This window comes from Paraburkholderia sp. BCC1876 (assembly GCF_902833695.1).
GTDB lineage: Bacteria > Pseudomonadota > Gammaproteobacteria > Burkholderiales > Burkholderiaceae > Paraburkholderia.
Genome location: NZ_CADFGI010000002.1, coordinates 910,497 through 936,767, shown reverse-complemented (window position 1 = coordinate 936,767; position 26,271 = coordinate 910,497). Strand labels below are relative to the sequence as shown.

The 26,271-nt window shown below is 57.2% G+C and carries 22 protein-coding genes, 1 pseudogene and 1 other annotated feature; of the genes and pseudogenes, 15 read left to right on the top strand and 8 right to left on the bottom strand.

The window, feature by feature from the left end:
- The first annotated feature begins 44 nt into the window (after nt 1-44).
- The 6 genes from HWY05_RS10610 to ald all read left to right on the top strand — a co-directional run bounded on the left by HWY05_RS10610 (nt 45) and on the right by ald (nt 7,899).
- Nucleotides 45-1,136, top strand: coding sequence for a putative 2-aminoethylphosphonate ABC transporter ATP-binding protein (locus tag HWY05_RS10610; RefSeq protein ID WP_176058278.1), 1,092 nt, complete (start codon nt 45-47; stop codon nt 1,134-1,136).
- Complete coding sequence (locus tag HWY05_RS10605; protein ID WP_176058277.1) at nt 1,133-2,860, top strand: putative 2-aminoethylphosphonate ABC transporter permease subunit; 1,728 nt, start codon at nt 1,133-1,135, stop codon at nt 2,858-2,860. The genes HWY05_RS10610 and HWY05_RS10605 overlap by 4 nt, the downstream gene beginning before the upstream one ends.
- 36 nt (nt 2,861-2,896) lie before the next feature.
- Nucleotides 2,897-4,285: an FAD-dependent oxidoreductase gene (locus HWY05_RS10600; protein WP_176058276.1), complete on the top strand. Its 1,389-nt coding sequence runs from the start codon at nt 2,897-2,899 to the stop codon at nt 4,283-4,285.
- Nucleotides 4,286-4,320: 35 nt separating this feature from the next.
- Entirely contained in the window at nt 4,321-5,454 is a 1,134-nt protein-coding gene (locus tag HWY05_RS10595; protein ID WP_176058275.1) for a 2-aminoethylphosphonate--pyruvate transaminase, read from the top strand.
- Nucleotides 5,455-5,518: 64 nt separating this feature from the next.
- A complete protein-coding gene (locus tag HWY05_RS10590) occupies nt 5,519-6,595 on the top strand; it encodes a putative 2-aminoethylphosphonate ABC transporter substrate-binding protein (RefSeq protein ID WP_176058274.1) in 1,077 nt (358 codons plus the stop codon).
- A 188-nt stretch (nt 6,596-6,783) separates the two neighbouring features.
- Nucleotides 6,784-7,899 (top strand): alanine dehydrogenase, encoded by a 1,116-nt coding sequence (gene ald / locus HWY05_RS10585; RefSeq protein WP_176058273.1) that lies wholly within the window; start codon nt 6,784-6,786, stop codon nt 7,897-7,899.
- Here ald and HWY05_RS10580 read toward each other — a convergent pair.
- On the bottom strand, nt 7,884-8,570 hold the full coding sequence (locus HWY05_RS10580) for a phosphonate utilization associated transcriptional regulator (RefSeq protein ID WP_176058272.1): 687 nt from the start codon (nt 8,568-8,570) through the stop codon (nt 7,884-7,886). The genes ald and HWY05_RS10580 overlap by 16 nt on opposite strands.
- Nucleotides 8,571-9,194: 624 nt before the next feature.
- Between HWY05_RS10580 and HWY05_RS10575 the strand changes: the two genes are divergently transcribed.
- From HWY05_RS10575 to HWY05_RS10565, 3 genes are all read left to right on the top strand, one after another.
- Nucleotides 9,195-10,429 (top strand): IS3 family transposase gene (locus HWY05_RS10575; RefSeq protein WP_176058271.1). Its coding sequence is split into 2 segments (ribosomal slippage): nt 9,195-9,489 and nt 9,489-10,429, totalling 1,236 coding nucleotides; the frame shifts between segments, so codons are not numbered across the junction.
- Nucleotides 9,476-9,592, top strand: a sequence feature (AL1L pseudoknot). Its footprint overlaps the gene before it by 117 nt.
- A gap of 177 nt (nt 10,430-10,606) precedes the next feature.
- Entirely contained in the window at nt 10,607-10,906 is a 300-nt protein-coding gene (locus tag HWY05_RS10570) for an ogr/Delta-like zinc finger family protein (protein WP_347880803.1), read from the top strand.
- Nucleotides 10,903-11,115, top strand: a complete 213-nt coding sequence (locus HWY05_RS10565) for an ogr/Delta-like zinc finger family protein (RefSeq protein ID WP_176058269.1) — start codon at nt 10,903-10,905, stop codon at nt 11,113-11,115. Before HWY05_RS10570 ends, HWY05_RS10565 begins: the two co-directional genes overlap by 4 nt.
- 111 nt (nt 11,116-11,226) lie before the next feature.
- Here the strand turns inward: HWY05_RS10565 and HWY05_RS10560 are convergent, their stop codons facing one another.
- The 3 genes from HWY05_RS10560 to HWY05_RS10550 are packed head-to-tail and all read right to left on the bottom strand — an operon-like array spanning nt 11,227 to nt 15,606.
- Nucleotides 11,227-12,495, bottom strand: coding sequence for a hypothetical protein (locus HWY05_RS10560; RefSeq protein WP_176058268.1), 1,269 nt, complete (start codon nt 12,493-12,495; stop codon nt 11,227-11,229).
- A complete protein-coding gene (locus tag HWY05_RS10555) occupies nt 12,492-14,501 on the bottom strand; it encodes an ATP-binding protein (protein ID WP_176058267.1) in 2,010 nt (669 codons plus the stop codon). The genes HWY05_RS10560 and HWY05_RS10555 overlap by 4 nt, the downstream gene beginning before the upstream one ends.
- Nucleotides 14,494-15,606 carry a DNA cytosine methyltransferase gene (locus HWY05_RS10550; RefSeq protein WP_208459085.1) on the bottom strand — a complete coding sequence of 371 codons (1,113 nt, stop codon included), beginning with the start codon at nt 15,604-15,606 and terminating at the stop codon, nt 14,494-14,496. Before HWY05_RS10550 ends, HWY05_RS10555 begins: the two co-directional genes overlap by 8 nt.
- Before the next feature lie 489 nt (nt 15,607-16,095).
- On the opposite strand from HWY05_RS10550, the gene HWY05_RS10545 reads away from it, so the two are divergent.
- Nucleotides 16,096-17,259 (top strand): DUF6602 domain-containing protein, encoded by a 1,164-nt coding sequence (locus HWY05_RS10545; protein ID WP_176058266.1) that lies wholly within the window; start codon nt 16,096-16,098, stop codon nt 17,257-17,259.
- Between the two features lie 177 nt (nt 17,260-17,436).
- On the opposite strand, the gene HWY05_RS10540 is transcribed toward HWY05_RS10545, so the two are convergent.
- Both HWY05_RS10540 and HWY05_RS10535 read right to left on the bottom strand, forming a co-directional pair.
- Nucleotides 17,437-18,480, bottom strand: a complete 1,044-nt coding sequence (locus HWY05_RS10540) for a phage portal protein (protein WP_176058265.1) — start codon at nt 18,478-18,480, stop codon at nt 17,437-17,439.
- Nucleotides 18,477-19,521, bottom strand: a pseudogene (locus tag HWY05_RS10535) (terminase family protein); the annotation flags it as partial. The gene HWY05_RS10540 and the pseudogene HWY05_RS10535, both read right to left, overlap by 4 nt.
- Before the next feature lie 56 nt (nt 19,522-19,577).
- Between HWY05_RS10535 and HWY05_RS10530 the strand changes: the two are divergent.
- The 5 genes from HWY05_RS10530 to HWY05_RS10510 all read left to right on the top strand — a co-directional run bounded on the left by HWY05_RS10530 (nt 19,578) and on the right by HWY05_RS10510 (nt 22,962).
- Nucleotides 19,578-19,793: a phage tail protein gene (locus HWY05_RS10530; RefSeq protein ID WP_244146567.1), complete on the top strand. Its 216-nt coding sequence runs from the start codon at nt 19,578-19,580 to the stop codon at nt 19,791-19,793.
- Nucleotides 19,793-20,878: a phage late control D family protein gene (locus HWY05_RS10525; RefSeq protein ID WP_176058263.1), complete on the top strand. Its 1,086-nt coding sequence runs from the start codon at nt 19,793-19,795 to the stop codon at nt 20,876-20,878. Before HWY05_RS10530 ends, HWY05_RS10525 begins: the two co-directional genes overlap by 1 nt.
- Nucleotides 20,879-20,984: 106 nt before the next feature.
- Nucleotides 20,985-21,473, top strand: coding sequence for a hypothetical protein (locus tag HWY05_RS10520; RefSeq protein ID WP_176058262.1), 489 nt, complete (start codon nt 20,985-20,987; stop codon nt 21,471-21,473).
- Nucleotides 21,470-21,673 (top strand): hypothetical protein, encoded by a 204-nt coding sequence (locus HWY05_RS10515; RefSeq protein WP_176058261.1) that lies wholly within the window; start codon nt 21,470-21,472, stop codon nt 21,671-21,673. The genes HWY05_RS10520 and HWY05_RS10515 overlap by 4 nt, the downstream gene beginning before the upstream one ends.
- Before the next feature lie 152 nt (nt 21,674-21,825).
- Nucleotides 21,826-22,962, top strand: a complete 1,137-nt coding sequence (locus HWY05_RS10510) for a hypothetical protein (protein ID WP_176058260.1) — start codon at nt 21,826-21,828, stop codon at nt 22,960-22,962.
- 566 nt (nt 22,963-23,528) lie between these two features.
- On the opposite strand, the gene HWY05_RS10505 is transcribed toward HWY05_RS10510, so the two are convergent.
- Nucleotides 23,529-24,032, bottom strand: a complete 504-nt coding sequence (locus HWY05_RS10505) for an IS21 family transposase (protein WP_244146566.1) — start codon at nt 24,030-24,032, stop codon at nt 23,529-23,531.
- Nucleotides 24,033-24,350: 318 nt separating this feature from the next.
- Nucleotides 24,351-26,189 carry a leukocidin family pore-forming toxin gene (locus tag HWY05_RS10500; RefSeq protein WP_176058258.1) on the bottom strand — a complete coding sequence of 613 codons (1,839 nt, stop codon included), beginning with the start codon at nt 26,187-26,189 and terminating at the stop codon, nt 24,351-24,353.
- Nucleotides 26,190-26,271: the final 82 nt, after the last annotated feature.

Below are 26,271 nucleotides of genomic sequence, written 5' to 3'. Positions count from 1 at the left end.
CGCCGGAGCACGGCAGCGGAACAGAAATTTCCAGGAGGATGACGATGACGGAATACCTGCGCATTGACGCGATACACAAGCAGTTCGGCGCGACCCCGGTTCTGAAGGACGTCAATCTGACGATCTTCAAAGGTGAAATGGTCTGCTTTCTGGGCCCGTCGGGTTGTGGCAAGACCACGCTGTTGCGGATCATCGCGGGGCTGGAGACGCAAAGCGCCGGCACAATCGCGCAGGCCGGCAAGGACATTTCCAATTTGCCGCCGATGCTGCGCGACTACGGCATCGTGTTCCAGTCGTACGCGTTGTTCCCGAACCTCACCGTGGCCGACAACGTCGCGTATGGACTCACGAACCGGAAGGCCGGCCGCGCCGTGATTCGTCAGCGCGTGGCCGAATTGCTGACGCTCGTCGGACTGCCGGATAGCGGCGCGAAACATCCTGGGCAACTGTCCGGCGGTCAACAGCAGCGGATCGCGTTGGCGCGAGCGTTGGCGACGTCGCCCGGTCTGCTGTTGCTCGACGAGCCTTTGTCGGCGCTCGACGCGCGCGTGCGGGTTCGCCTGCGCCAGGAAATCCGGCAATTGCAGCAGCGGCTGGGCGTGACGACGATCATGGTCACGCACGATCAGGAAGAAGCGCTCTCCATGGCGGACCGGATCGTGGTGATGAACCACGGCGTGATCGAGCAGATCGGCACGCCGAGCGAGATTTACCGCGAACCGGCCACACCGTTCGTCGCCGATTTCGTCGGCAAGGCCAATATGTTGCCCGCCACCGTGCGCGACGACGGGGCGATCCAGGTCGGTGACATCGGCTTGCAATGTGTGCGCGGGCGTAACGCGCTGACGAGCGGGGCGCGCGTGTCGCTGTTTCTGCGGCCCGAGGATTTCGTGGTGCGCGGTGTCGACGCGCAAGCCGGCAACACGTTGCGCGGGCGGATCGAGAAGATGGAATTTCTCGGTGCGTTCTGTCGCGTCAGCGTTCAGGTGGACGGTCTCGCCGGGACTGAACTGCTTGCCGATCTGTCGTATCACGATATGACCGAGTTCGGCCTGCAGCAGGGCTCGCCGCTGAACCTCGCCGTGCTCGGCGACCGCGTGCGGATCTTCGGCGAAGACCAGCGGAGGGTTCAATGAGCGCGACGCTTACCGAACCGAAAAAGACCGTCGTGCTCCCCGACGTGCGCCAGCGGACTCACTGGCAGGACCGGATCGGCCACGCGGGCATGCTGCTGATGACCGCCTTTCTGCTGCTCGCATTGCTCGCGCCGCTCACGATGGTCGTCATGAAATGCGTGGTGGACCGCGAAGGGCGCTTTGTCGGCCTCGCCAATTTCACCTCGTATTTTCAGACGCCGGCGCTGTGGAATTCGGTCGCGCATTCGCTGATCGTCGCCGTGTCGGTCACGGCCATTGCGATTCCGCTGGCCTTTACGTTCGCCTATGCCTTGACCCGCAGTTGCATGCCGTTCAAGGGACTGGTGCGCAACATCGCGTTGATCCCGCTGCTTGCGCCAACACTGCTCTCCGCGGTGTCGTTCATCTACTGGTTCGGCAATGCGGGGTTGTTGCGGCGCTGGATGGTGGGCCACAGCATCTACGGCGCGCCGGGCATCATTGCAAGCCTGGTGTACGCGTCGATGCCGCACGTGCTGATGATTCTGATCACCGCGCTGTCGCTGACCGATGCGCGTCTGTACGAAGCCGCGGACGCCATGGGCACGAGCCGTCTGCGCAAGTTCTTCACGATCACGCTGCCCGGCGCGAAGTACGGGCTGATCAGCGCGACGATGGTGGTGTTCACCATCTGCGTGAACGACTTCGGCGTGCCGATCGTGATCGGCGGCTCGTATAACGTCCTCTCCACCGATGTGTACAAGCTGATCGTCGGTCTGCAGGATTTCAACACCAGCGCGGTGGTGAGCATCCTGTTGCTGGTGCCGGCGCTGCTCAGTTTCGCGACCGATTTCTTCGTGCGCCGCAAGCAGCGTTCGCTGCTTGGCGCCCGCTCGGTGCCGTATGAGCCCAAGCCCTCGCGCGGTTTCGACATGGCGATGCTGGCTTACTGCGGCGTTGTCTGTCTGCTGATGATGGCGATCGTCGGCATCTCGATCTACGGCTCATTCGTGCGCTTCTGGCCGTACAACCTGTCGCTCGGACTCGGTCATTACCGGATGGGACTCGTCGGCGCGGGCATCATCGGCGCCTATAAGAACAGCCTGGAAATGGCGACGCTGGTTGCCGTAGCCGGAACCGCGCTGGTTTTTTGCGGCGCCTATCTGGTCGAGAAGACGCGCGGCATGGACTGGCTGCGTCCGGTCATCAACCTGTGCGCGGTATTGCCGATGGGTGTGCCGGGTCTCGTGCTGGGTATCGGCTATATCTTCTTCTTCAATCATCCCGCCAATCCGCTGAATGTGCTTTACGGGTCGTTGCCGCTGCTCGCCATCGTCACGATCATTCACTATTACTCGTCCAGCCATCTGACCGCGATCACCGCGCTCAAGCAGATCGACAACGAATTCGAAGCCGTGTCCGCGTCGTTGAAAGTGCCTTTCTACGTGACGTTTTTTCGCGTGACGGTGCCGGTGTGTCTGCCCTCGATTCTCGAGATCAGCCGCTACTTCTTTATCAACGGTATGACGACGATTTCGGCGGTGGCATTTCTCTATTCGCCGGGGACGCAACCCGCTTCCGTGGCCATTCTCAATCTCGACGAGGCGGGGCAGATCGGACCGGCCGCGGCCATGGCCACCTTGATCGTGATCACCTCGACGCTCGTGTGCGTGCTGTATGCGGTGGTGAACCGCTTGCTGCTGGCGCATACGCAGCGCTGGCGCCAACCCTCGCGTTGCCGCTAACGCGTACGAAACAACAGGACACGACAGGAAATAGCAATGAGACCTTTCTGGCTCGAGCAGGCATTGCGCGGCGAAGCCGCGGACGCGCCCGCGTTGCAAGGTACGGTGAACGCGGATGTTTGCATCGTCGGTGGCGGTTTTACCGGCCTCTGGACCGCGTTGCAACTCAAGCGCGCCAATCCGCATCTGGACGTCGTGCTGATCGAAGCGGATATCTGCGGAGCGGGCGCGAGCGGACGTAACGGCGGCTGCATGCTGACGTGGGAAACCCGCTTTCTGACGCTGCTCCGGCTATTCGGCGAGAGCGAGGCGCGGCGGCTCGTGGAGGCGTCGCGGCAAGCGGTCGGCAAGATCGCCGATTTTTGCCGCGAGCATCGGATCGATGCACAGATGCGTGTGGACGGCACCTTATATACCGCGACGAGCGCGGCGCAGATGGGAAGCCTGGAGGCCGTCGTGGCGGCGCTTGAAGAACGTGGCATGAGCTCGTTTTCGGGCCTCGACGTCGACGAGGTTCATCGGCGCGCGGGTTCGAAGCGACACCTTGCCGGTGATTTCTCGCCCGCAGCGGCGACGGTGCAGCCCGCGTTGCTCGTGCGTGGATTGCGGCGCGTCGCCTTGGAAATGGGCGTGCGCCTGTATGAGAAGACGCCATTCGAAGCCCTGTCTTATGCACCCGGGCCGCTGGTCCGCACCACCTGCGGCGCGATTCGCGCAAAGCGCGTCGTACTGGCGATCAACGCCTGGATGGCGCAAACCTTCAAACAGTTCGAGCGCAGCATCGCGCTGGTGTCGAGCGACATGATCATCACCGAACGCGCGCCCGACCTTCTGGAACGCGTCGGTTTGACGGACGGTCTGTCGGTGCTCGATTCGAGAACCTTCGTCTATTACTACCGCACCACGCCGGACGGCCGGCTGATGCTCGGCAAGGGCGGCAATACCTTCGCGTACGGCGGACGCGTTCTGCCCGTGTTCGACCAACCGTCGCCGTATCGCGCGGCGCTCACCGACGATCTGGGCCGCTTCTTTCCGGCGCTCGCCGCAGTGCCGATCACGGCGAGCTGGAACGGACCGTCGGATCGCTCGGCGACCGGCCTGCCATTCTTCGGCCGCCTCGATGGCCGGCATGACGTGTTCTATGGCTTCGGCTATTCAGGCAACGGCGTCGGACCCAGTTACATGGGCGGCGAGATTCTTTCGTCGCTCGTACTCGGTCTCGACAACGCATGGACGCGCTCGCCGATCGTGCGCGGACCGCGCGGCGTTTTTCCGCCGGAGCCGATTCGCTACCTCGGTTCGCTCGTCGTGCGCGATGCCATTCGCCGCAAGGAGCGGGCGGAAGACGCCGGCGCGACACCGTGGTTTTTCGACCGTGCGCTGAGCCGACTTGCTCAGGCGGCCGGCAAGGCCGACAAGGCTTAACTTCGATCAGATTGACCCATTATCAGGAGACAACCGTGAATACTGAAAAGGATCCCGTTCTTCTTACGCCGGGCCCGTTGACCACCTCGTTGATCACCCGAAGCGCGATGTTGCGCGACTGGGGATCGTGGGACACCGCGTTCAACTCGATCACGGCCAGCCTGCGTGCGGATCTGGTGGACATCGTGAATGGGCGCGACACGCACGTTTGCGTGCCGTTGCAGGGAAGCGGCACGTTCTCCGTGGAAGCCGCGCTCGGCACGCTGGTGCCGCGCGACGGCAAAGTACTCGTGCCGCAGAACGGCGCGTATTGCAAGCGCGTGGTGCGAATCTGCGAATACATGGGCCGCGCTGTCGTCGAGTTGCCGATCGCCGAAAGCACGTTGCCGACCGGCGCCATGATCGAAGAGGCGCTGCTGCGCGATCCGGCGATTACTCACGTCGCCCAGGTGCATTGCGAAACGGGGACCGGCACGCTCAATCCGCTGCAGGAGATCGCGCAAATCTGCGCGAGACTGGGCAAGGGACTCATTATCGATGCGATGAGTTCGTTCGGCGCCATCGAAATCGATGTCCGCACGACGCCGTTCGATGCACTCGTGGCAGCGTCGGGCAAGTGTCTCGAAGGTTTGCCGGGCATGGGCTTCGTAATCGCACGGCGCGCTGTGCTGGAAAAGTGCCAGGGTCATTCGGCCTCGCTGTCCATGGATCTCTACGATCAGTGGGTCTATATGGAGAAGACGTCGCAATGGCGTTTTACTCCGCCGACGTCGATCGTCGCCGCATTGCGCACGGCGGTCGATCTGTTCAAAGCCGAAGGCGGGCAGGCCGCCCGCGGCAAACGCTACCAGGCCAATTGCGACGCGTTGATCAACGGCATGGAGGAACTCGGCTTTCGCACGTTCCTGCCGCGCAACGTCCAGGCGCCGATCATCGTGACGTTTCATGCGCCGGAAGATCCGGCCTACGAATTCCGCGCGTTCTACGAGAAGGTCAAATCCAAAGGCTTCATTCTTTATCCGGGGAAGCTGACCGAAGTGGATACGTTCCGCGTCGGCTGTATCGGCGATATCGATCGCGATGTGATGCAGCGCGCGGTCCGAGCGATCGAGGAGACGCTCGCCGAAATGGGCGTCAAGCAGATCTCGTCGCGCGAGATGACCGCGTAGGCGCACGAAGATGGTTTTCCGCTAGCGCGGCTCATGTGAAAGACCCTCATACCGGGAGAAAGAGATGTTCAGGCTCAACAGCACCACGCTGCACAGTGTTCCCGCTTTACACGGCGTCCGTACGATTGCGCTGCTGACGACTGTGGCCGTCGCGCTGCTCGCCGGCAGTACGGCGACGGCTGTCGCCAAGACGACGCTGCTCGTCTATACGGCGCTCGAAGATGAACAGCTCAAGCCGTACCAGGATGCGTTCGAGCAGGCCAATCCGGACATCGAAATCAAATGGGTGCGCGACTCGACCGGTGTGATCACCGCCAAGATTCTCGCGGAGAAGAACAACCCGCAGGCGGATGTGATCTGGGGGCTCGCGGCAACCAGCATCGCAAAGTTCGAGAGCGACAACATGCTGCTGCCGTATGCGCCGAAAAACCTGTCCGCCGTCAGCGCGACCTATCGCGATCCGAAGTCGCCGCCGAACTGGTTCGGCATGGACGTGTGGGGCGCGACGATCTGCTTCAATACTGTGGCGGCCGCCGAGCAGCATCTGCCGAAACCGCAGAGCTGGCAGGATCTGACCAAGCCGGTCTACAAGGGCAAAATCGTAATGGCGGACCCGGCTTCATCGGGAACCGGCTATTTCGACGTGACCGCGTGGCTGCAACTATTCGGCGAGCAGGGCGGATGGCAGTACATGGATGCGCTCGACAAGAACATCGCGCAGTACAACCATTCGGGTTCCGCGCCGTGCACGATGGCGGCTTCCGGCGAATATCCGATCGGTATCTCGTTCGAATACCGCGCGGCAACGCTGAAAGCGCAGGGCGCACCGATCGATCTGGTGTTCCCGGCTGAAGGATTGGGTTGGGATCTGGAGGCGTTCGCGATCATGAAGAACACCACCAAGCTGGACGCGGCGAAAAAGCTCGCCGACTTTGCCGCGAGCCGCGACGCCAACCTGCTTTACGCAAAAAGCTACGCGATCACGGCGGTGTCGGGAACGGCCAAACCGCTGCCCAATATCCCCGCCAATTATGCCGGCTTGCTGGTCAAGAACGACTTCACCTGGGCGGCGAATAATCGCGCAAAGATTCTCGCTCAATGGAGTCAGCGCTATTCGGCGAAAAGCGAGAAGAAGCAATAGTCGACGGGGCGGCTAGAGCGCTTTCAGTTTCGCGCTTTGGCCGCTTGGGTCGCTTGGGTCGCTTTAGTCGCTTTAGTCGCTTTAGTCGCTTTAGTCGCTTCGGCAGTTTTGGCAGCTTTGCAGCGCATACTGGCCTGCTCATGTCGCGCTTTAGAAGCGCGGCGAACCTATCCAGATCGAGGTGAGAGATGTTGATCGGCGTACCGAAGGAAATCAAGAATCACGAGTATCGCGTGGGCCTGACACCGGCCAGCGTACGTGAACTAACCACACGGGGTCATCAGGTACTGGTCCAGACCGGCGCGGGCGCAGCAATTGCACTTGCTGACGACGCTTATACCGCTGCCGGCGCGACACTGTGCGACAGCGCGGCGGAGATCTTTTCGCGGGCGGACATGATCGTCAAGGTCAAAGAACCGCAACCCGCCGAATGCGCGATGCTGCGCGCGGGGCAGATCCTGTACACGTATCTGCATCTGGCGCCCGATCCCGAACAGACCGCGGCGCTGGTGAAGTCCGGCGCGGTCTGCATTGCCTACGAGACCATCACCGGGCCGGGCGGCGGCCTGCCGCTACTCGCGCCGATGAGCGAGGTGGCTGGTCGCATGTCGATCCAGGCGGGCGCGGCTCACCTGGAGAAATCGAAGGGCGGTCTTGGCGTGCTACTCGGCGGTGTGCCGGGCGTGGCCGCGGCGCACGTCGTCATTATCGGCGCGGGTGTGGTCGGCACGAACGCACTGCAGGTGGCGGTCGGGATGGGCGCCAAGGTGACGATTCTCGATACGAATGTCGATCGCTTGCGGCAACTCGATCTGGTGTTCGGCAATCGTATTGCCACACTCTATTCGAACGGACAGAGCATTGAAGAGTCGGTTCTGGATGCCGACCTGGTGATCGGCGGTGTGTTGATACCGGGCGCCGCGGCCCCGAAGCTGGTCACGGCGAGCATGATCTCGCGAATGAAGTCCGGGGCGGTGGTCGTGGACGTGGCGATCGATCAGGGCGGCTGTTTCGAGACCTCGCATGCCACGACTCACGCCGAGCCGACCTATATCGTCGACGATGTCGTTCACTACTGCGTGGCGAACATGCCCGGCGCGGTGGCCCGGACCTCTGCTTTCGCGCTCAACAACGCGACGATCGGTCATGCGGTCGCGCTGGCAGGCAAGGGCTGGAAGCAGGCGCTAAAAGATAATCCGCATCTGAAAGCCGGCCTGAACGTTTGCGAAGGTCACGTCACGTACGAAGCCGTAGCCAAAGATCTTGGCTATCGCTACGTTTCAGCGGATCAATTGCTGGGCTGATGCGCTTGCCGCATGCGTTCGCGCCCATGCGCAAGGTGGTTGCGGATCAACCTCTCGGTTAGATCCGCGTCACCGGCGGCAATGGCCTCGACGATGTCTTCGTGTTCCTGCGCGGACTGGTCGATCGCGTCGACGTTACGTGTCAGCACCGCTTGCCGGAACAGGCTTAGTTCGCCGACAAGGCGGCGATACGTGTCGAGCAGTTTCCGGTTACCCACCGCGGCTGCCATCGTGTCATGAAACTGCAGGTTCAGATGACCGTAAGTCTGTCCGTCGTGACTGCTCTGCGCGAGCTTCATTGACTCGACGATGCCGCGCAACGCGCCTAAATGCTCAGCCGATATGTCGCCGGCCAGTAGCCGGCCAATATGCTCGTCGAGCATGGCGCGGACTTGATAGATTTCTTCGGCTTCCTTGAGCGACAGGCTTCGCACCGACACACCGTGATTCTTCTCGGTGCGCAGCAGACCCGCCTGTTCAAGCGCGCGAAATGCTTCGCGCACGGGTCCGCGAGAGACACCCAGGCGCGTGGCCAATTGCGCTTCGTTCAATTTGTCGCCAGGAGCGAATTCGCCACTGAGAATCAGACGCTCAAGTTCATCCTGCACCAACGTTGTCAGCGAGTGTTTTTTGAGTAGTTGAATTGCACCGACGGAGGGCTCGTCAATCATGGCGGACCGGACTCAGAATAATTGGCGACGGTAGCATGAGGATCGTCAACTGTCAACAAAGTGTCTTTTTGCCTGCACTTGTTGGTTGTTGACAATAAACACACAATGCCGTTTAATGCCACATGTCGCCGCATCGCGACATCAAGATGTCCACAGTGGATCTTCGGTCGACAGCGTGTGGATCGCGTACCGACAGAGTCCCTACACCCGGAATATCTCCCCGCCTCGACGCGTATCGGCAGAAGCTTTTTTTGAAAAAGCTTCGACGTGAAAATCAGTTCTTACATAAATAGGAATCCGGATTTATTCATTATTTGGGTATCGCTTCAAACTGACAAATTCCGCTAATCGAGAAGCTCCCACATCCTGGATTCGATTCAACGTTATTGCCTGTTTGTTTTCTTTGCTCATAGAATCCGCCTCACCTCGCGTCGTGGTCAGAAAGGATTCTTTATAAAAGGCGTGGCGTCGCGAATGATCTGGAAGAGTCATCTGGTTTACGCGAATTGATTCGGCATGCGAATTTGTTGGTCATTGATCTTGCTGGACCACTATAAGTGGAGAGGCGCCCAAGTGAACCGCCCCGGATTTTGTGGAGGCTCCAACTCTTGAGAGAATGGAGCCATGAACAAGAAGGTAACCAAGTTTTCCCCGGAAGTCCGGGAGCGTGCAGTGCGCCTCGTGCGCGAGCAGCGTAGCGAACATCCGTCGATGTGGGCGGCGGTCGAATCGATTGCACCGATGATCGGCTGCACACCGCAGACACTGCACGAGTGGGTCAAGCGCGACCAGGTCGACCACGGTGAGCGCGATGGCGTGACCACAGACGAGCGCGAACGCCTCAAGGCCTTGGAGCGCGAGGTTAAGGAGTTGCGTCGTGCCAACGAGATTCTCAAGGTTGCGAGCGCGTTTTTCGCCCAGGCGGAGCTCGACCGCCGGTTCAAGTCCTGAAGGCCTTCATCGATCAGCATCGCCACACCTTCGGGGTCGAGCCGATCTGCAAGGTCTTGCGGATTGCCCCGTCGGGCTACCGACGCCACGCCGCGCAGCTTCGAGATCCGTCGCGGCGCTCTGTTCGCGCAATCCGCGATGAACGTCTGCGGCCGGAGATCAAGCGTGTGTGGCAGGCCAACATGCAGGTCTACGGCGCGGATAAACTTTGGAAGCAGATGAACCGGGAGCATATCGCGGTGGCGCGCTGCACGGTCGAACGGTTGATGAAGCAACTGGGTTTGCGCGGCGTGATGCGAGGCAAGCGTGTTCGCACGACAGTTCCTGATGCCATGGCGCCGCGCCCGCTGGATCGGGTAAATCGCCAGTTCAAGGCGGCACGGCCGAACCAGCTCTGGGTTTCGGATTTCACCTACGTTTCGACGTGGCAGGGCTGGCTGTATGTGGCTTTCGTGATCGATGTGTTCGCTCGCCGTATCGTCGGCTGGCGAGTCAGCAGTTCGATGACTACGGACTTCGTTCTGGATGCACTTGAGCAGGCGCTTTACGCGCGGCGCCCGGGCGACGACGGAACCTTGATACATCATTCGGACAGAGGGTCCCAATACGTCAGCATTCGCTACAGCGAAATGTTGGCTGAAGCTGGCGTCGAGCCGTCGGTCGGCAGCCGGGGCGACAGCTACGACAACGCATTGGCTGAAACGATCAACGGCTTGTATAAGGCTGAACTGATTCATCGCCGCACGTGGAAAACGCGGGAATCCGTTGAACTGGCAACGCTGGAGTGGGTGGCCTGGTTCAATCACCACCGGTTGATGGAACCGCTCGGCTATATCCCGCCCGCCGAAGCTGAGGCAAACTTCTATCGGCAACTTGAAACAGCCGCAGTTGCATCTGCGTCAACTTAAACCAACCAGCCTCCACGATTCCCGGGGCGGTTCAGTTCAGCGCAGCGGCGAAGCCGCGAGCACTCGGACTCGTGTCAATAACTGTACGCGTACCGTTCGGCCAGGGGTGGCTGTTCCGGCTGCGCAGTTGGATCGAAGTAACGAAGTCAGCGTTGGTGGGGAAGGGAACTGCGCGAAATGGGGTCAATGGAACCTATAGACCGAGAAATTTCCATGATACAAATGAAGATCGATTGCCCGTGCTGCGCCGGTGAAATTGACGCACGCCATACCGAAGGTCTATCTACGACGTTGCGACGAATGTACTTCGCTTGCGAAGACTGCGGCTATCGTACGTCGGCGGCCTTCGAAATACTGTTCTCGCTCTCGGCTTCGTCCCGGCCGCGGGAAGGCGTGTCACTCGAGGTACGGCCGTCGCCGATGCTTCGCGGAGCGGTCAACGCGCGCACTACGATGAACCGGGATGAGCGCAGATGAGATTCACGATTGCTTGTCCACATTGCGGCGCTCGCGGTATCGCCCGAGCGATGGAAAAGAAATCCTGCACGCAGTGGGAGATTGATTTTCAGTGTGATGACGTGACGTGCGGACACACGTACCGAACGCGACTCGAAATGTTCCCACCCGAACTACCCATACCGGAACGCCTGCCGCGGAAAACCGAAGCACTCCCGTTCGACGTCTAGGAGGCGTTGCCGCTATGGGGACGGCAACGCGACATTCAGGTTTCCGATTAAGCTATGCGACTGGACGCTTGCAGTGCTGATCCATGAAATTGCATCTTTCAGAAGCGGGAGTCAATCGACCTGCTCGACAAGTCCGGCAGCTTTCATGAACGTGACTAGCTTATTTTGTTCGTCGCTCGCCCATTCTCTGTATTTCGCTTCGTCGTAGCTGGAACTGCCAAGTAATTTGGCGGATGTTTCTAGACACTCTTCATATAGCTCCGGCTGCTGGCAAAGCGTGCGATCCAGGTCCTGCCGTTCGGCGACTCGACGTTGAATCAATCTCCTAACTCGAAGTTTGATCGTGTCTAGTTGCGGTTCAGGGATATTGTCGTCCATATGCGCAAGGCCAAATTCGTCTGGATGTGGAACCTTGACACGCTTGCAATAGAAGCCTAGTGATAGCATGTCGCAAGCCGGATCGTTGAGCAACACGTGGTACTCACAATGGGGAAGCATATTGGCCTGCCAAGCGCGCTCCGCGTTGAACAAAGTATGTACTACCCAGTTGCTCATGCCGAGCGCAAACGAGTTGGAATAGGCGCTAGTGGAAAGCTTCTCAATATCGAGCCGCCCCTCGGTGAGGTCCGATTCCTTGACAATTCCAGACGCGAGGAGATCTTCTTTGAGTTCCGGTTTTTCGTCCAGAATGTCATTTACGGCTTTGACTAGGCGAACCATAGTCTGCGGATCGACCATGTCTTTGTTCGATCTCGTCGTAATGAAAAACAACCAGTCATCCTGCCGATGGGTTGCTTGGTGATGCAATAGTGAGAAAAGGGCGTTGACGAGGTTCCCTCCTTTCACGCCGGTCGGCCCCTCTGCAAACGAACCACACAGATCAATGTTGACGACGTCGAAGGATCTCTGAGCAGAAATGACGCGCGCGTATGCTACCGACTTCTTTACTGCAAGCTGCTCAAGACGATCCTTCACCACCTCAGACGCAGGATCGATGAACGGAAGCGATCGGACACGATTCAACAGTGCAGCCTCAAGCCCAACCTCGGCATTGTCATCATCGCCGCTGTTAAGTCCAAGGAATTGCAAGGGTACGTTCTTTGCCTCACATACCGGTTGAATGGATCGAACGTCCAAAAGATCCGGGCCAGGTAAGCTCAGATACCGCACAGGTCGTTGTGATTCGACCAGGTTCAACGTGTCAATGAGCTTTCCGATGCTGTCGGCCCATTGCTTAGTACGCACCCACTGTTTGCGAGGTTTATGCCATGGCAGAAACTTCGTCCGGACCTCGAAATTAACGTGGTCTGTCGATGTCGGGGCGATCCCCTGTTCGAAGCTATCATCCGGATCGCCAAAATCAGCATTGAAATCGTTCATTTCTTGAAATCAACCGAGAAGATAGCAACAATTTTCTGCAGTAGTTCGTCGCGAGTGGAGTTGTCCATCGATTCGAACACCTTAAAATCAGCCAAAACTGTCGCAACGGCTTTTATCTGTTGCTCGAGAAGTTCTTCTCGCAATTTGTCCGACTTCGTGACCGCTTTTTTATCCTTTCGCGGACTGAATACAGTCGCGCGATCAAATACCAAGCCGTCTTCTGCTTGCCTGATCAGTGGCGGCGCTGAAGAGAACTCTATTTTTCGAGCTTGTTGTGACTCCGGAGACCCGGACACCACAATGCCGCGGATTTCGTCCAACGCGGCTGACAAGTTGCCTTGCATTCTTTCGCCACTTGCGGACGCCGTCAGTGATTTCTGACGTGTAATCAGTTGTCGAAGTGAGTGATGCACCCACTTTTTTAGAAATTGATAGTGGGGGTGAGCAATATTGAACGACTCACGGTCGATGTTCAACGCGGCATCCAGTCCACGGTGAACGAAGATCTCTGCAGTGATTTGCCGAAGACGATTTTGTTCGGAAATTTGATATTTGAGAAAGTGTTCGTCAAACAGAATTCCGCTTGCACCATTGATTCGAACCATAATGCCATTATGATCCACAGGAACAACGCTTTGCTGCCAGTAAAAATATGCTTCGAATTCAAGTGGTCCGCCGCTATATTCGTTCGGCAAGCTCGCCATATCTGATTTTATCTTTCCGACGAACATAAGCGGACGCACTCCGTCGATAGTTCCGGCGGCGTCGCCAAAGCGCAAAGGGCGTGCAAGTGAAAGCCCGTCTACTATGACTTCAAACGGCAATGGCTCCGGATTTGTCGACGCCGTCAAGGCTGTCTTATCGCGAATAGTCTGCTTCGCTGTCAGGTCGAGCGGCTGAACTTTCGGCCTTACCGCCTTGTTGCTCAGAGCAAACGACGACGTTATATCATCGCCTGTGAGATCAAAAGGATGCTTTTCGACGTAGGGAAGTGGCACGGATAGACTGAGTGTCCAAATCGTTCGAAGATACGTGTCTAGGACCTCACTCAGTCGAATCCGCTCGGTAGTAGCGCTAGCCAGCGCGGTAACGCCAAGCACGAACTTCTCGAATTTCTCTCTCGGGCTATCGTCAGGGGTCCAAGGAAGGGACGGCTGAATGGCGAGCATCTCTCCATCTTCACGACTTACGCGGCCGATGTGGAAAGATGGCACCGGTGGCCGATCGTAAAAGTCGTCTGGTGGCACTTCACCGCTCAATTCGGCCAACAACTTCGCGCCCTGATCGTCTTCAGCATCCGCTGTCTCAGCAGACTCTCCCTCGATGGCTGCCCATGAGGCGGTGGACTGAAGGCTTTCCCGCACAAATCCCCGAATATCAAGCAACGTTATTTCCGTTCCTTGCGCGTCTACGTCTTCGGCCGGCAACGTTTGGATTTTTACCTTTCCCGTTACGAACCCTTCTTCTTCGCTGTGTGACTCTTTCTGCGCATCGCTTTGCGGCATCAACAGGATGTCGCAGACCCGTCGAACCGCCTCACCTTTTACCTTCGTTACGATAAGCAGATGATGCGTAAGCTGCGAGATAGAAAAAAGCCCAATACCTAGCTTCCCAATCAACTTACGTTGCTTGGGACTTAGCGTAGGGTCAGTGCTACTGACAACGTTAAACTCGCTACCGCGTTCAGTCCGCTTGAGGCTGCCGCCGATGTGGCAAATCACATGTATCAGCGCTTCTTCAGTCAAGCCATGCCCGTTGTCGCGAACAACGATACGAGAAAATCGCGGGGCGTCCGTATCTACCCGAACCTCAGTTGCGTCAGCGTCGTACGCGTTGGCAATTAGCTCTCGTAACGCTGAAGCTGGCTCGCGGTAAATACCATCAGTAATACGCGCGAAGACCCTCTCATCGGTCTTCAAGGTCGCCGTTACAATGGCTCCGGCGGCTCTGGCGCTTTTTACTTCTTCGAGAAGCGCCTTCTCGGAACCTGGTCGGGCGTCAGTCATCGGTCGAGGCAAGCATATTAGCGTTGGTGTAAATTTGCGCTATCAGTGCTGATGCGATAGCGAATGCTACAGGCGGCGGCACAGCATTGGATATCTGAGTGACCTGCTCACTCAAGTTCCCTGATAGTCGGTAAGTTGGTGGGAAACCTTGAAGCAACATGGCCTCGTAAATGCTGAGCCTGCGCATCCCATTGGGATGAACGTGTATTTCGCGATGTCCGTACGCGACAGTCCGACTTGGCTTATGCCATGCAAGACGGATGAGCGAGCGTCCACTTGTGACGAGATCCGGACCAAATCGCGGCGAACGCGGCTGCATCGTCCAATGATTGGGATGGAACGGTATCAGCTCAGGCGTGAGCGATCGGTGGAAAAAAGTAGGGTCAGGCAGCCCCGCAATCGCGTCTTCTACTGTCGCATGGATGTTAGCTGTTGGCGCGGGAAAGGCAAATTTCTGCGGATGACCCACTCGCTTTCGTAAACCCACAATAAAAACGCGCTGGCGAGTTTGAGCAACCCCGAAATCTGCCGCGTTCAAACAAGCTGTAAAAATCTGAAATTTGCGTGACAGCGTTCCCTTTAAACTCCGCAATATTGAAATGTTCTCGATCGCAAGTAACTCGGGCACATTTTCGAAAACGAAGAAATCGAGCGGATATACATCCGCCAGCTCCGAAATCATTTTCGCGTAATGTTTGGCAAGATCGTTGCGCGGGTCTGCCTTAGACCGTTGCGTGTTCGCGCGAGAAAAACCTTGGCACGGGGGACCCCCGATAACGCCTCGCGGCATAGCTCCAGGACGCTCCGCTTCAACCAGTTTCTGAACCTCGCGAGCGGACGCAGCGGATAAATCCAACAGCCTGGCTACGGGTTTACCCGCGTTCGTGTTGTGCGTTTCGACGGCTGCTCGCGCATAGTCTGCAGCAAATACAACGTCGAATCCGGCCTCAGTAAATCCGAGGTCCAATCCGCCAGCGCCGCAGAAAAACGACAATATTTGCGTTTGATTCAGCGCAGTATTGGACGGACAGAGGCCATGGTCTGGCGCATCGAGCACCGCAGTGGGAGCGTTGGCAGAGTATGCAGATGTGGCTCGATCGTCCATCGCTCAAATTTTGTTGGTTTAAGGTTCGCGCGATTGTAACTGACGCCCCCACCGCGCGCATCACATCGCATCACACGGCTGGCTCCGAAATCGCCCCGAATCTCGCGCGGATTGGCGTCGCATCGGCCAACAGCGTAGTGCATCAAAACCAGCGGTCAAAGAGGAGGGCAGGCGGGGAGGGGGACTGCGATCTTGAAAGCGTGGGGATCCTACGTCTCCTGCGACGAGCACGCGAAATATAGGTCGTTGGCCCCTTGACCGACAGCCGCAAACCCGCTGTAGGGGCGGAAAATGCTCAGGAGCCTTATCGTTTTTGCTCTCGAAGCGTTCGTTCTAGGCCGCGCAGGCTTCCCTAAGCGGCCATAGAAGATCGACCGCTGCTTTGCTTTCGCCTTCGATCGTTCCTGTCTTGCCCGGTTTCGGATTATTTGGGACCACCCCCCATCCGCTGCGATACATTGACCACCAACTACAGTGGAGGCTAGACCGATGGATGCTAAAAAACTGTTCCGCTCAGTTAGCGAAAAAATGCGCAATGACTTTGAACAAGCCGCGCACTTCGCACATAAAGGCACGCGTGGCACTGCGCGTGAGAATACCCTTCGCGATTTCTTGGCGAAAGGACGATTGCCTGCCAAATATGGATTGGGTGCGGGAGAAGTAGTCGGCCACGTCCGGGACGTTTCACGACAATGCGACATCATCGTATATGACTCAATCCACGGCCTTTCTCTGCACTATGATGAAATTAACCAGATTTACCCAATAGATTCAGTTTATGGAATTATTGAGGTTAAATCTGGATTATCAAAGACGGAGTTAATTGATTCGTTGGAAAAAATAAAAGCGTTCAAGGAGATATCTCTCGGAGGGGCGATCGCTGAACCGCTTGCGCACGGGTACGTGATTGCAAGGCCAAGGCCTAAGCCGTTTGGTGTCGTATTTGCATATGCATTGAGCGGAAATTCACTCGATTCGTTGTGGGAAAATCTGAACGAATGGGAAGAAAAAAATTCGCCAGAGTTCTGGCCTAACTACATTTGTGTTTTGGGAGTTGGGTGCATTTACCATCAGTCTGGTTTCGATAGCTGCATAGATAGTGAGGCGATTTCAGATAAATCGATGACAACTTCGATCAAGTACGAAAATGACAGCCTATTCAAATTCTACTGCGCGCTACATGATCTATGTTCGCGTATGAAGCTTGGTCCGGTTGAGCTGGAACGTTACTTTGATCCCGGAATTAAAATTGGGCGATTTTCTGTTTTCGGCCGAGTAACGGAGGCGAAATTGATGATGGACGATAAGCGTCTGGTCTCCGCGCGTTTGAAAGAATCAACCTTGGAAAAAATTGTCGATTGGTGCTCGAAAACTGAAAAGATTAAATATTCAGAAATTCTTAAAAAAAGATTTGGTGCACTGCCTGGCGGCGTAGACGAAAATTCGACCCAAATGAATACGCTGGTCTATCTGTACAACCCGGACAATTTGCCAGGTATTGACGAGTTGAGAGCAAATCCGCCCACCGATGGTAATGGTCCAAAGGATCATTTTTCAACTTTGCTCAACGTCTTCGATATCGTGATTGACCGTGTGCCCTATATTTTAGCCGCCAATAGCCTGCCCCCTTCTGAATGGGACACGTTTGAATAGTCATGTCGCACGAGCCCCTTTTTTACCATCTCGACCGATGCCGATGGTCAGACCGGCAGACCTCTTGGATTATTTTCCGCTGCTTGACGAGACGTGCCGTTCGACTTATCCGCGTCTCGACGGTCGCGACTTGTGCCAGCGGGCGCCAATGGATTAGCCGTAACACGCGGACAATGCTCAGACTTTGGCGGCCGCCCGTTTGATACTGTAAGGAGAGAAGCGCACGACTTCGTCGCCGATCCACTCGTTGAGTTGAGTGAACCGGCGCTGGAGCGGTTCGATTTCATTTGCGCCGAATACCTCGGCGGCCGTGTCCGCTGCACCGAATCCGCCGGTATTGCTCGGCACTACACCGATAAGCTGCGGCGGTACGCGATGGGCGGCAAGCAGGTCATCGCGCGTCACGTTCTTGATGTTGAAAAACTCATCTTTGGCCGTGACCTCGGACACAGGAATGAGCTGGATCCCTTCCTTTTTGCCCTGTGGCGCGTACATGAACAGATTGCGGAAATTTCCCGGTCCCTTGCTGTTCTTCAACGCCTCGCGCAACGCGTCTACGTCTTCCTGCTTCTGAGCGGCATCCGTCATGTACAGGATGAACCCGGCGTGAGACCCGTTTTCGTAGTAGCGACGACGAAACAGCGTCGCGGATTCGTTCAGCCATGCCGCGTGTAACGCGCCGAGATATTCGGGGAGGCCATACACCTCCTGGTTGATATCCGGCTCCATCAGATGATGAACACTACCGGCCGCGAATTCGTATTTTTCCTGAATGCCGTTGACCTGAAAATACCGCTGTAAATCAGTCGCGCGGCGCATGTATTTTGACGGCGCGCGTTTGAGCGCGAGCGTCCCGCCGATTCGGTTCTGTTGCTTTTCAAGGTAGCCATTGCCGAACACCATGAAGTCAAGCGCCCACCTGTCGAATTCCTCGCGCGTGAGCAGCTTGTGGGGGATGAACGTGGACGACAGCACATTGCGCTTGAAGTAAATCGCGGAGCTGTGATGGACGCCGGCGCGAAACGACTTCGCCAGGCCGGAGAACGACACCGGCGGCTCAAACCATTCACCAGCCGACCAGCTCTCGACGTAATCCAGAATCTCGGCCCGGTCCATGACCGGCATCGCGTCGCCGAATGTGAAGGCCTCGGCGCGCGCTGGCGGCGTTGCGACCTGCGCGGGCGCCGCGGCGTGTGTGTGGCGTTGTTTGCGCTTGCTCAATTTGAGAACTCCAAACCTGTGTTGTTGGTTGTGACGCCTTCCAGCGGCTCATTACCGAGTGCGTGCAGGCATGCCCATGCAAGATCGGCGTGGCCGGTTTCCTCGCTGCGGCTGGCCTCATAGGTGACTTTCCGGCCGCTGGCGGTCATGGTTTTGCGGATGGCCATGAACGACTGTGCGAGATCGGTCCAACCAGCATCGAACTCGAGTCGGCCCTTGCCGATCACCGATAGACCTTTCTTTGAGAACGAGCTGGCCTTTGACCTCTGGCGAGTAGTTGAGCGCGACGACGTTCGGGTAGAACTGGCGAACGAGCTGGTACACGCCCTGGCCGATGCCGGTCGTATCGATCGCCATGTACTCGACGTTGTATTCCTGCGTGATGCGCCGGATGGCATCGGCCTGGGCTTCGAAGTCCATGCCGCGCCATTGCTCTTTGTGCAGCACGCGAAACTTGCCACCCGGCACCGCCGGCGGCGCCACCACAATCAGGCCGGCAGAGTCGCCGGATAGCGCCGGGTCATAGCCGACCCATACAGGGCGGTACGCGAAAGGGCGGGGCGCCAGTGGCTTAAAGTCTTCCCAAAGCTCCCACGAATCCACCATGCAGCGCTGCAGGTCCGCGAGCGGGAAAATCGATGCCGTGTCGTCGATGAAATGACACATCAGCAGATTCAGATATTCCTCGGGGCTGTATTCGAGCCGCAGTTCGTCAAGATCGAACAGATTGCAGCCGCCGGCGACGGCGTCCTCTACCGTGACGATCTGGCGCCACTGCCGGTCCTCACAGAGCCGGCCGCGTGAGAGCGCCTTATGCGTCACGTCAAGGTGCAGGTGATCGACCTTCGCGCGGCCGCGGTTGAAATGGTCACCGGTCCAAAAGGAATAGGCTTCGTGCTGCATGCTCGACGGCGTGGAGAAATAGGTTTTTCTCCACTTGCTATGCATCGCCATGCCGGAGGCGACCTTGTTCAGCTTGCGAAAGCCGCCGACCCAGAAATACTCATCGAAATAGAAGTTGCCGTGATAGCTCTGCGCGGTGCACCGTGGCGCCCGAGTCGATCGGCTCGATTGCATCACTCAAGGAACTGGCGACGATGGGCGACGCCGGCGACGCGTATGTGCTGGTGGACGGCGCCGGCAATGTATACGGCGCTTTCACTATCATGACGCAGACCGAAACGCAGACCTATCACACGCCCGAAGGCATCCCGCGAAAGATCGAATTTTCGCTGACGCTGAAACGCGTGGATGATGAGATGCTCTCGATGGTGAAGCAGAAAGCGCAGAAGGCAAACGAGGCAGACGCATAATGTTTGCCGACAAGAACAACGCCACCGGGCGAACGGCCGACCCGGTCGATCGCGTCGAGCCGCAAGCCGATTACCGCGTAACGCTCGACGGCCGCGATCTGTCGAGCCTCATTGCACCGCGCCTCATTTCCCTGTCGATTTCAGAGTCACGCGGCGACGAAGCCGACATGCTCGACCTCGTACTCGACGACTCGAAAAACGACCTTGCAATCCCGAAGCGCGGCGCGGAAATCAAGGTTTCGATTGGATGGGTCGGCGAGCCGCTGACCGACAAGGGGACATTCACCGTCAACGAGGCCGAACATGGCGGCGCACCGGATACGATCACCGTGCGCGCACGCTCGGCCTCGATGACCAACGAAATGCACGAACGCCGTGAAAAGAGCTGGCACGGGCAGAAGATCGGCGCGATCGTGCGCGCGATCGCAATCCGTCATTCGCTCAAGCCGACGATCGGCGACACGCTCGCGAATATCCTGATCGACCACATCGACCAGACCCACGAAAGCGACATGTCGTTTCTGACGCGCCTCGCGAAGCGCTACGACGCAGTGATGAACGTGAAGGATTTGCGCCTGCTGTTCATGCCGATCGGCACCGGCAAGACGGTGAGCGGCAAGGCGCTAGGCGTGATCGAATTGACGCGTTCGAGCGGCGACAAGCATCGCTACCACGTCGCGCAACGTGAGAGCTATTCGGGCGTGCGCGCGCATTACCACTCCAACGCGAAGGGCAAACGCAAGTCGGTTGTGATCGGCGGTGAGAACAATAAAAACATGAAGGTGCTGCCGGAAGACTACGCGACCGAAGCCGAAGCGCGCGCGGCGGCGCAAGCCGAGTATGACCGCACGCAGCGCAGCCAGGCGACATTCGACTACACGCTCGCTCGCGCGCGGCCCGATGCGTTCCCCGAAATGCCTGTGACCGTTTCCGGCTTCAAACCGGAGATCGACGGAACGCCGTGGCTTGTGAAGAAGACGACGCATACAATCAACGATAGTGGTTTCGAAACTGTGCTGGAAATGGAAATGCGCGACGATCCGACCACCGACCGGCACCGCTCGCACTTTCGCAAGGGCGGTTAGGTATTCTTTTGATAGAGTGTTGACGGTCAGTTTTGACCGGACATGCATACCGCATGAGTGCCGTAGATTGCGCGGCCGGTGCGGCCACTCAAAGGGAGCGAATGCGATGCCGATAGCATGCACCGGAGCGGGCTTCTACAAAGCCTTTAAAGACAACATGGACGCCCTCGGGCTCGACGTTCCTTCGAGCATTTCCACCGCGCCCGCCAATGTGCTGGCCCGCGTCGGCGCAATGGTCGCCGCCGCAGAGAAGCTGGGCAAGACTGCATCGATTGGCGAAATCATCGGCGCGACGACGGCGAGTGAAAAGCTACTCGCGTTCGGGGCTATCTACGCATCCTTCTGGCTCGGCGCCGCTGTCGGCAGCCTGATGGTCGCCACCGACGCATATCTCGATTGTGGTTCGACGCCGAACGCGACCGCGAAGGGCGTTCAGAAATTCACGTTCGACACCGGCATTCGTGTTCCTGCCCAAACGCTTTTTGTCATGCAAACGAACCCCGAAATTTTCGCGGTCGGCGCGCCTGGCCGAATTGCATTTGTGAAAAAAGCAATCATCCCGGCCGGTCGGCTGCAAGCGGTGGGCATGCAATGAAAGTTGGTTCGAAAGAATGGTGGATTGACCGGGCCGCACTGATCGCGGTAGCAGTCGGATGCGCGGCTCTCGCGTGGCTGTTTTCTGCGGCGGCGGGAACCTATGCAACCGAGATCCTGCTCGTCGTCGTTTTCGTCGCGTTGATTCTCGATAACAGGCGGATGCGCAAACTTCTAAAGGATCGCACCCCACCAGCCTGACTGTGCGAACAGCCTAGGCGCCTCGACTGAGATCTTGCGCCTGATAAGCGCCGAAGACCGCAATCTGCCATGAACAGACACTCGCCACGGTTTGCTTGGGGCGGCTATTCGGCTAGCATAGTGGCATCACAATTAAATATGAGGTGCGAAGCATGACTGATCGGGGAATTTACGCGGCACTTGTCGATGGTATTTTCGGTGCAGGGACAGCCAACTTTAACGTGGCTGATCCGAGTTACAACCATGTGACTGGCGCTCTCGGTAACCCTGCGACATTTTCTAAATTTTCCGCCAACTTCGAGCAACGCCTTCGCCGGCTCGCTGCTTCAGTCGCGGCGGACGCGAGCCTTCGCACGGAAACCGTCGCTGCGATCAACAAGATCGCCACTTCCGGATGGGATGGAGCCTACGCTGAGCTTTGTGCACTCGACTATTTCTTGGCTGATGCCAGTACCGGGCCCGGGAATATTGTCCTGGACCACACAGTGTCCGCGTCCCAGACGCTGGCGTCGGAAATGGGAATGCAAGACGCGAATCATGACATGAGATTTCCCAAGCTCGGCGTTTCGATGGACACGAAGCTACTTTCCGATAAGATTGGCGGGATCCTCGAAGGAATTTTCAAAGATTTCCGTGGGGCGAAGAAGATCAAGAATTTGACGATCCTTCCTTCGTACAATCTCGGCGACGATTTCGTTACCTATCAGACCAGTCGCCAAAAATTGCTGGATGAGCTGAATCACGGCGTCGACGTAGATGTCCGTCCCTCAAGTCTTATCAGCAAAGTCATTCCTGGGTTGTCGTATAAATTCGCTTGGAGTCCCGGCGTGATGACTGGCGAAAGCAGCTATTCGCCGTCAGAACACGCAATGAACCATCATAGGCTGCTTTTCGGGCATGCAAAGAAGTTCTCGAAAGTGGAGCCCACAGTGATCGTGTTCGTTATTTTTCCGTGGGCAGGGGAAAGAGTATTCCATTTCGACGACTCAAAAAACCTGTTCTTCAGGCAATTGGGTGACCATTTCTTCTCCGACTATCTTTCTTCACCCGTTCCCGCGAACAACTTCAACGGCAAGATCAAATCGCAGATTTTAGCGGGCGAGGTAACCAAACATTTGTCGGGCGTCGTCTTTCTCGAGGACGACTCTATTGAGGCCAAGAGCCCCAACAACGTGAACGTCAAAGCGAGCTTCCTCTGGAACCCCAACGCTTTGCATCCGCTCGCTGGCAGTGGCTTGGAAGCTACGTTGCAGGCTCGTAGCGCGCTCAACTTGCGGGCGGTCTCTTAGGCAAACACAGCTTTGCTCGCGCTACGGGCCGTCCCCACTCTGTTCGCCAAGTAATCCTGGGAATTGACAAAGATCCGTACGGTCAGAATGCGGCGATTCCTGCTCGACCCGCACGCCGTCCACCGGTCAATCCCGCGGCGTTCGCCCCAATAGGCGAACGTCTGTTGTGGGCGAGCGGCCTGTGCGCTGACCGGCCGGGGTTGACAGGGGACAGTCGGCGACTTAACTGAATCGATGCGTGAGTAGTTCCGCCTGCTCAACGCTAGGTTGGTCCGTCTCTGAATTTTGATTGCTGCCGGCCGTACGTTGGATGCGCTCCGCATCCGTTGGTGGGGAGAGTGTGAGTGTAACTGTGGACGGCGCAACGCCGGCTTGCGCTGGGCGCGAACAGTTCGGACTGACGCAGGTCGAAGTCGCTGCGCGCATGGGCATCAGCCAGTTGGCTACCTGCAGCAGGAAAGCATCGAGAGGCCGTAGAAATCTTCGCGCCAATAGATTGCGTCCGCACTTGGCATCGCGGCGGACCAACTCGACTTCTGACCGGTGCGCGTGGCGTCGCCGGTTCGTCACGACGCCGTTTTTTTATCTAGGTACGCGGGCGGGCCAATACCCGCAAACAGCCGCCCCGAACGCCACATGCGCGGCAACTCCACGGTCTGCTCGCGCCAACGCGCAAGCACCGCTGAAAACGTGCCTTCGCACTTGGCCCGTCGAATTTTGTCGACGACATTCCATCCACGAACGTAAAGGGCGAAGCTGCGCCGGCTCGACAGGAAGTGCGGCGCGTGCACGCCGACCCAGGCGAGCAATTCGGTCGGCGGGACGTCCGGCGCTGCCGGGTCGGGATCGATATTGGCGACGAGGGAAGGTTCGTCGGCGGGCGGTGGAACGTTCTGATTCTCAGACGCCGCGCGCGCGTCAAGCGCGAGCAGGCGAAGCAGTTCGATGCGATGCCAAGGAATCGGGGAGCGGCCGGCGACGTAATTGCGGATGGTTCGCGAGCAACAGCGCAGCTTTCTGGCGACCTCGGCGATTGAGAGTCCGCCGGTCAGCTCCAGAAACTCATGCAAGCCGCCATGTCGTTGCTCTGCGAACACTTGGAAACCCTCTGAAGTCTGAAGGTCGCGAAATCTAACGTAAGCATTACAATTCTGCAGGGGGCGCAACAAATTGTAAGCAACGAAGAACCAAGGTTGGCAAGTTCATTTGACATAAGATAAATTATCAACAATCCGTCTGTAGCAGCAATATGAGAATGTCGTGTTTCAGCAAGATACAGATGTCGTGTTTTGCAGCCGGTGCCATGCTCGGCGTTTCCGCTCTGATTGCGGCAGGCTCGCATGACCACATCCGGGACGATCACCATAACGACACTCCAACGCCCCCATCTACTCGCTGAAGATATCCGTAAACTTCGTGAGCATCCTCGTACTTACATTCGACGCCCCAGGACTGGCGAGCGTCATCCGATTACTACCCATGTCATGCGCGAGGAAACTGCCCGCCACATATTCGTTCTCCAGCATGTCCGCCGGATCCTTCCATTCCCAACGTTGAGTCAAACTTGCATCACATGGTTTAAATGAGGTCAAGTCGTTGCCGTCGAGGCATTGCCCGGCGTTTGCAGCGCTGACATACCGGCCGTACTGATCGTAAATAAACGACTGCGCGTTACTTTTGAGGTCGCAAGCTTCAATGATCACCTTACCCTGCGAACCATTCGCGATGCAGGAATTGTTCTGGTCACCCAGTTGAATGTTGACGGGACGACCTCCGGTAAAAACCGGATGATCCCAGTCGACGTCGAAATGTACGACTTCCGACACTCGTCGGTACTTCTGCCATTGCTCCTTGGCCTGATACGACTTGTGCGTGCCGACTACGTAAAAATGCTGATAAATTGCGTCATAGATTGCCCATATATTGACGGACGAGTCTATGTAAAACCGTGTGACGCCTTTCGCGGCAGGCGCGGCCCTGTAGATGACGTCAAAATTCGGCGTAATTCCACGGTAACTCAGTGCGCTAATTTTTTCAGAGTCAATCGGGTACAGATTATCCCAGGCCGGACTGGTCGAAACGTTAAGAAGCGATTCAGCCGTGGGATATTGCTGCCGTTCCCATATAAATGAAATTTTGCTTGAGTCCGGCGACGACCTCACGACGCGGTAGTCCTCTGTTTTATAACTCAAAGTCAGATCCTGACGATAAGAAAACTGAGGTTCCAGCTTTAGCTTCGGCGCGCTTCTGGTCGATTTTATCCCTCTGCCAACTCCAATTTCAAAACCAGAAACTTCGGTATGTTCAAAGTTGGCATTGAAGTTCGAGGCGGGATAGGTTTTGAGAATCGATGCGGTTTTTTGATCATTTCCGGAAACATCAACAGCATCGATCGTGAACCTGTAATCTTTTGCGATTGCATCCGTTGAGTGGCTGGCAGTCCATCCATCCACCACGGTACGATCCGTGTAGGCTTCCCTCCAGCTCAGTTTTCTATCGTTGAGTTGAATGCCTGCCCCGCCAGACTGCTCGTCGAGCGAGATTCTGACCAGTTTCGCGTCCGGCGTTGCCGACCCTCCCAGGCCAAATGCCAGCGAGCGCATCAAATTGACGCGATAAACCAGCGAGATGTTGCCGTTATTACAAAATGTACGACTGCCTTTCTCCCAGAAATGCGAGTTCGGAAAGGTACATTCCCAGTCATGAATCGGGCGGTTGACATCAACATAAAATGCCACATGAGGTAGCGTCGCCTGATCCTCAGACTTTGGGTTCCGTCCATACGCAGTTGACGCTGCTGGTTCGTCTGCACGATTCACCGCGACCCTTAGCGCGGCATCATCCAGACTACGCAGTGGAGTGAAAATCAGATTATTTTTATGCCGTCCAATGAACAGCCAATCCGACTCAAAACTTACCCCAAGATTAGTCTGAATGCCCTGCTTTATATTTTTCTTTTGAGATTCGCTCAGGCCGCCCAGGTCAACGAAATACCGTCGCCCTTCTTCCAGAACCATTTTTCTGATGCGCGACAAATTTCTGATATCGCCTGAATTTACTCCGCCGATATAGCTTATGCCATCCAGGTTCTGCGAGTCGAATTGTTCAAACACCGCAGCGACTGGCGAGCGGACGATATCCATGCCATTTGCACCGGTCATGGGAGCAATGAGTCCGCTGATCAATAACGGAACCGCGAATAGATGGGGTGTCCCGATTCCTTTCATCTCGCCTCCTGGCGCGCAAAGTCAGGAAGGATAGTTAGCCAAAGTAGCGCTTCTGAGAAGCGCTAAACTGCCGCGGCGCGGG

Excerpts from the sequence above, each read along its gene's own strand:
- HWY05_RS10525 (WP_176058263.1), top strand. The coding sequence starts at position 19,793 with ATGTTTGCCGACAAGAACAACGCCACCGGGCGAACGGCCGACCCGGTC.
- HWY05_RS10545 (WP_176058266.1), top strand. The coding sequence starts at position 16,096 with ATGGATGCTAAAAAACTGTTCCGCTCAGTTAGCGAAAAAATGCGCAAT.
- HWY05_RS10530 (WP_244146567.1), top strand. The coding sequence starts at position 19,578 with ATGGGCGACGCCGGCGACGCGTATGTGCTGGTGGACGGCGCCGGCAAT.
- HWY05_RS10515 (WP_176058261.1), top strand. The coding sequence starts at position 21,470 with ATGAAAGTTGGTTCGAAAGAATGGTGGATTGACCGGGCCGCACTGATC.
- HWY05_RS10500 (WP_176058258.1), bottom strand. The coding sequence starts at position 26,189 with ATGAAAGGAATCGGGACACCCCATCTATTCGCGGTTCCGTTATTGATC.
- HWY05_RS10610 (WP_176058278.1), top strand. The coding sequence starts at position 45 with ATGACGGAATACCTGCGCATTGACGCGATACACAAGCAGTTCGGCGCG.
- ald (WP_176058273.1), top strand. The coding sequence starts at position 6,784 with ATGTTGATCGGCGTACCGAAGGAAATCAAGAATCACGAGTATCGCGTG.
- HWY05_RS10570 (WP_347880803.1), top strand. The coding sequence starts at position 10,607 with ATGGGGTCAATGGAACCTATAGACCGAGAAATTTCCATGATACAAATG.
- HWY05_RS10565 (WP_176058269.1), top strand. The coding sequence starts at position 10,903 with ATGAGATTCACGATTGCTTGTCCACATTGCGGCGCTCGCGGTATCGCC.
- HWY05_RS10555 (WP_176058267.1), bottom strand. The coding sequence starts at position 14,501 with ATGACTGACGCCCGACCAGGTTCCGAGAAGGCGCTTCTCGAAGAAGTA.
- HWY05_RS10580 (WP_176058272.1), bottom strand. The coding sequence starts at position 8,570 with ATGATTGACGAGCCCTCCGTCGGTGCAATTCAACTACTCAAAAAACAC.
- HWY05_RS10510 (WP_176058260.1), top strand. The coding sequence starts at position 21,826 with ATGACTGATCGGGGAATTTACGCGGCACTTGTCGATGGTATTTTCGGT.
- HWY05_RS10590 (WP_176058274.1), top strand. The coding sequence starts at position 5,519 with ATGTTCAGGCTCAACAGCACCACGCTGCACAGTGTTCCCGCTTTACAC.
- HWY05_RS10520 (WP_176058262.1), top strand. The coding sequence starts at position 20,985 with ATGCCGATAGCATGCACCGGAGCGGGCTTCTACAAAGCCTTTAAAGAC.
- HWY05_RS10605 (WP_176058277.1), top strand. The coding sequence starts at position 1,133 with ATGAGCGCGACGCTTACCGAACCGAAAAAGACCGTCGTGCTCCCCGAC.
- HWY05_RS10550 (WP_208459085.1), bottom strand. The coding sequence starts at position 15,606 with ATGGACGATCGAGCCACATCTGCATACTCTGCCAACGCTCCCACTGCG.
- HWY05_RS10600 (WP_176058276.1), top strand. The coding sequence starts at position 2,897 with ATGAGACCTTTCTGGCTCGAGCAGGCATTGCGCGGCGAAGCCGCGGAC.
- HWY05_RS10560 (WP_176058268.1), bottom strand. The coding sequence starts at position 12,495 with ATGAACGATTTCAATGCTGATTTTGGCGATCCGGATGATAGCTTCGAA.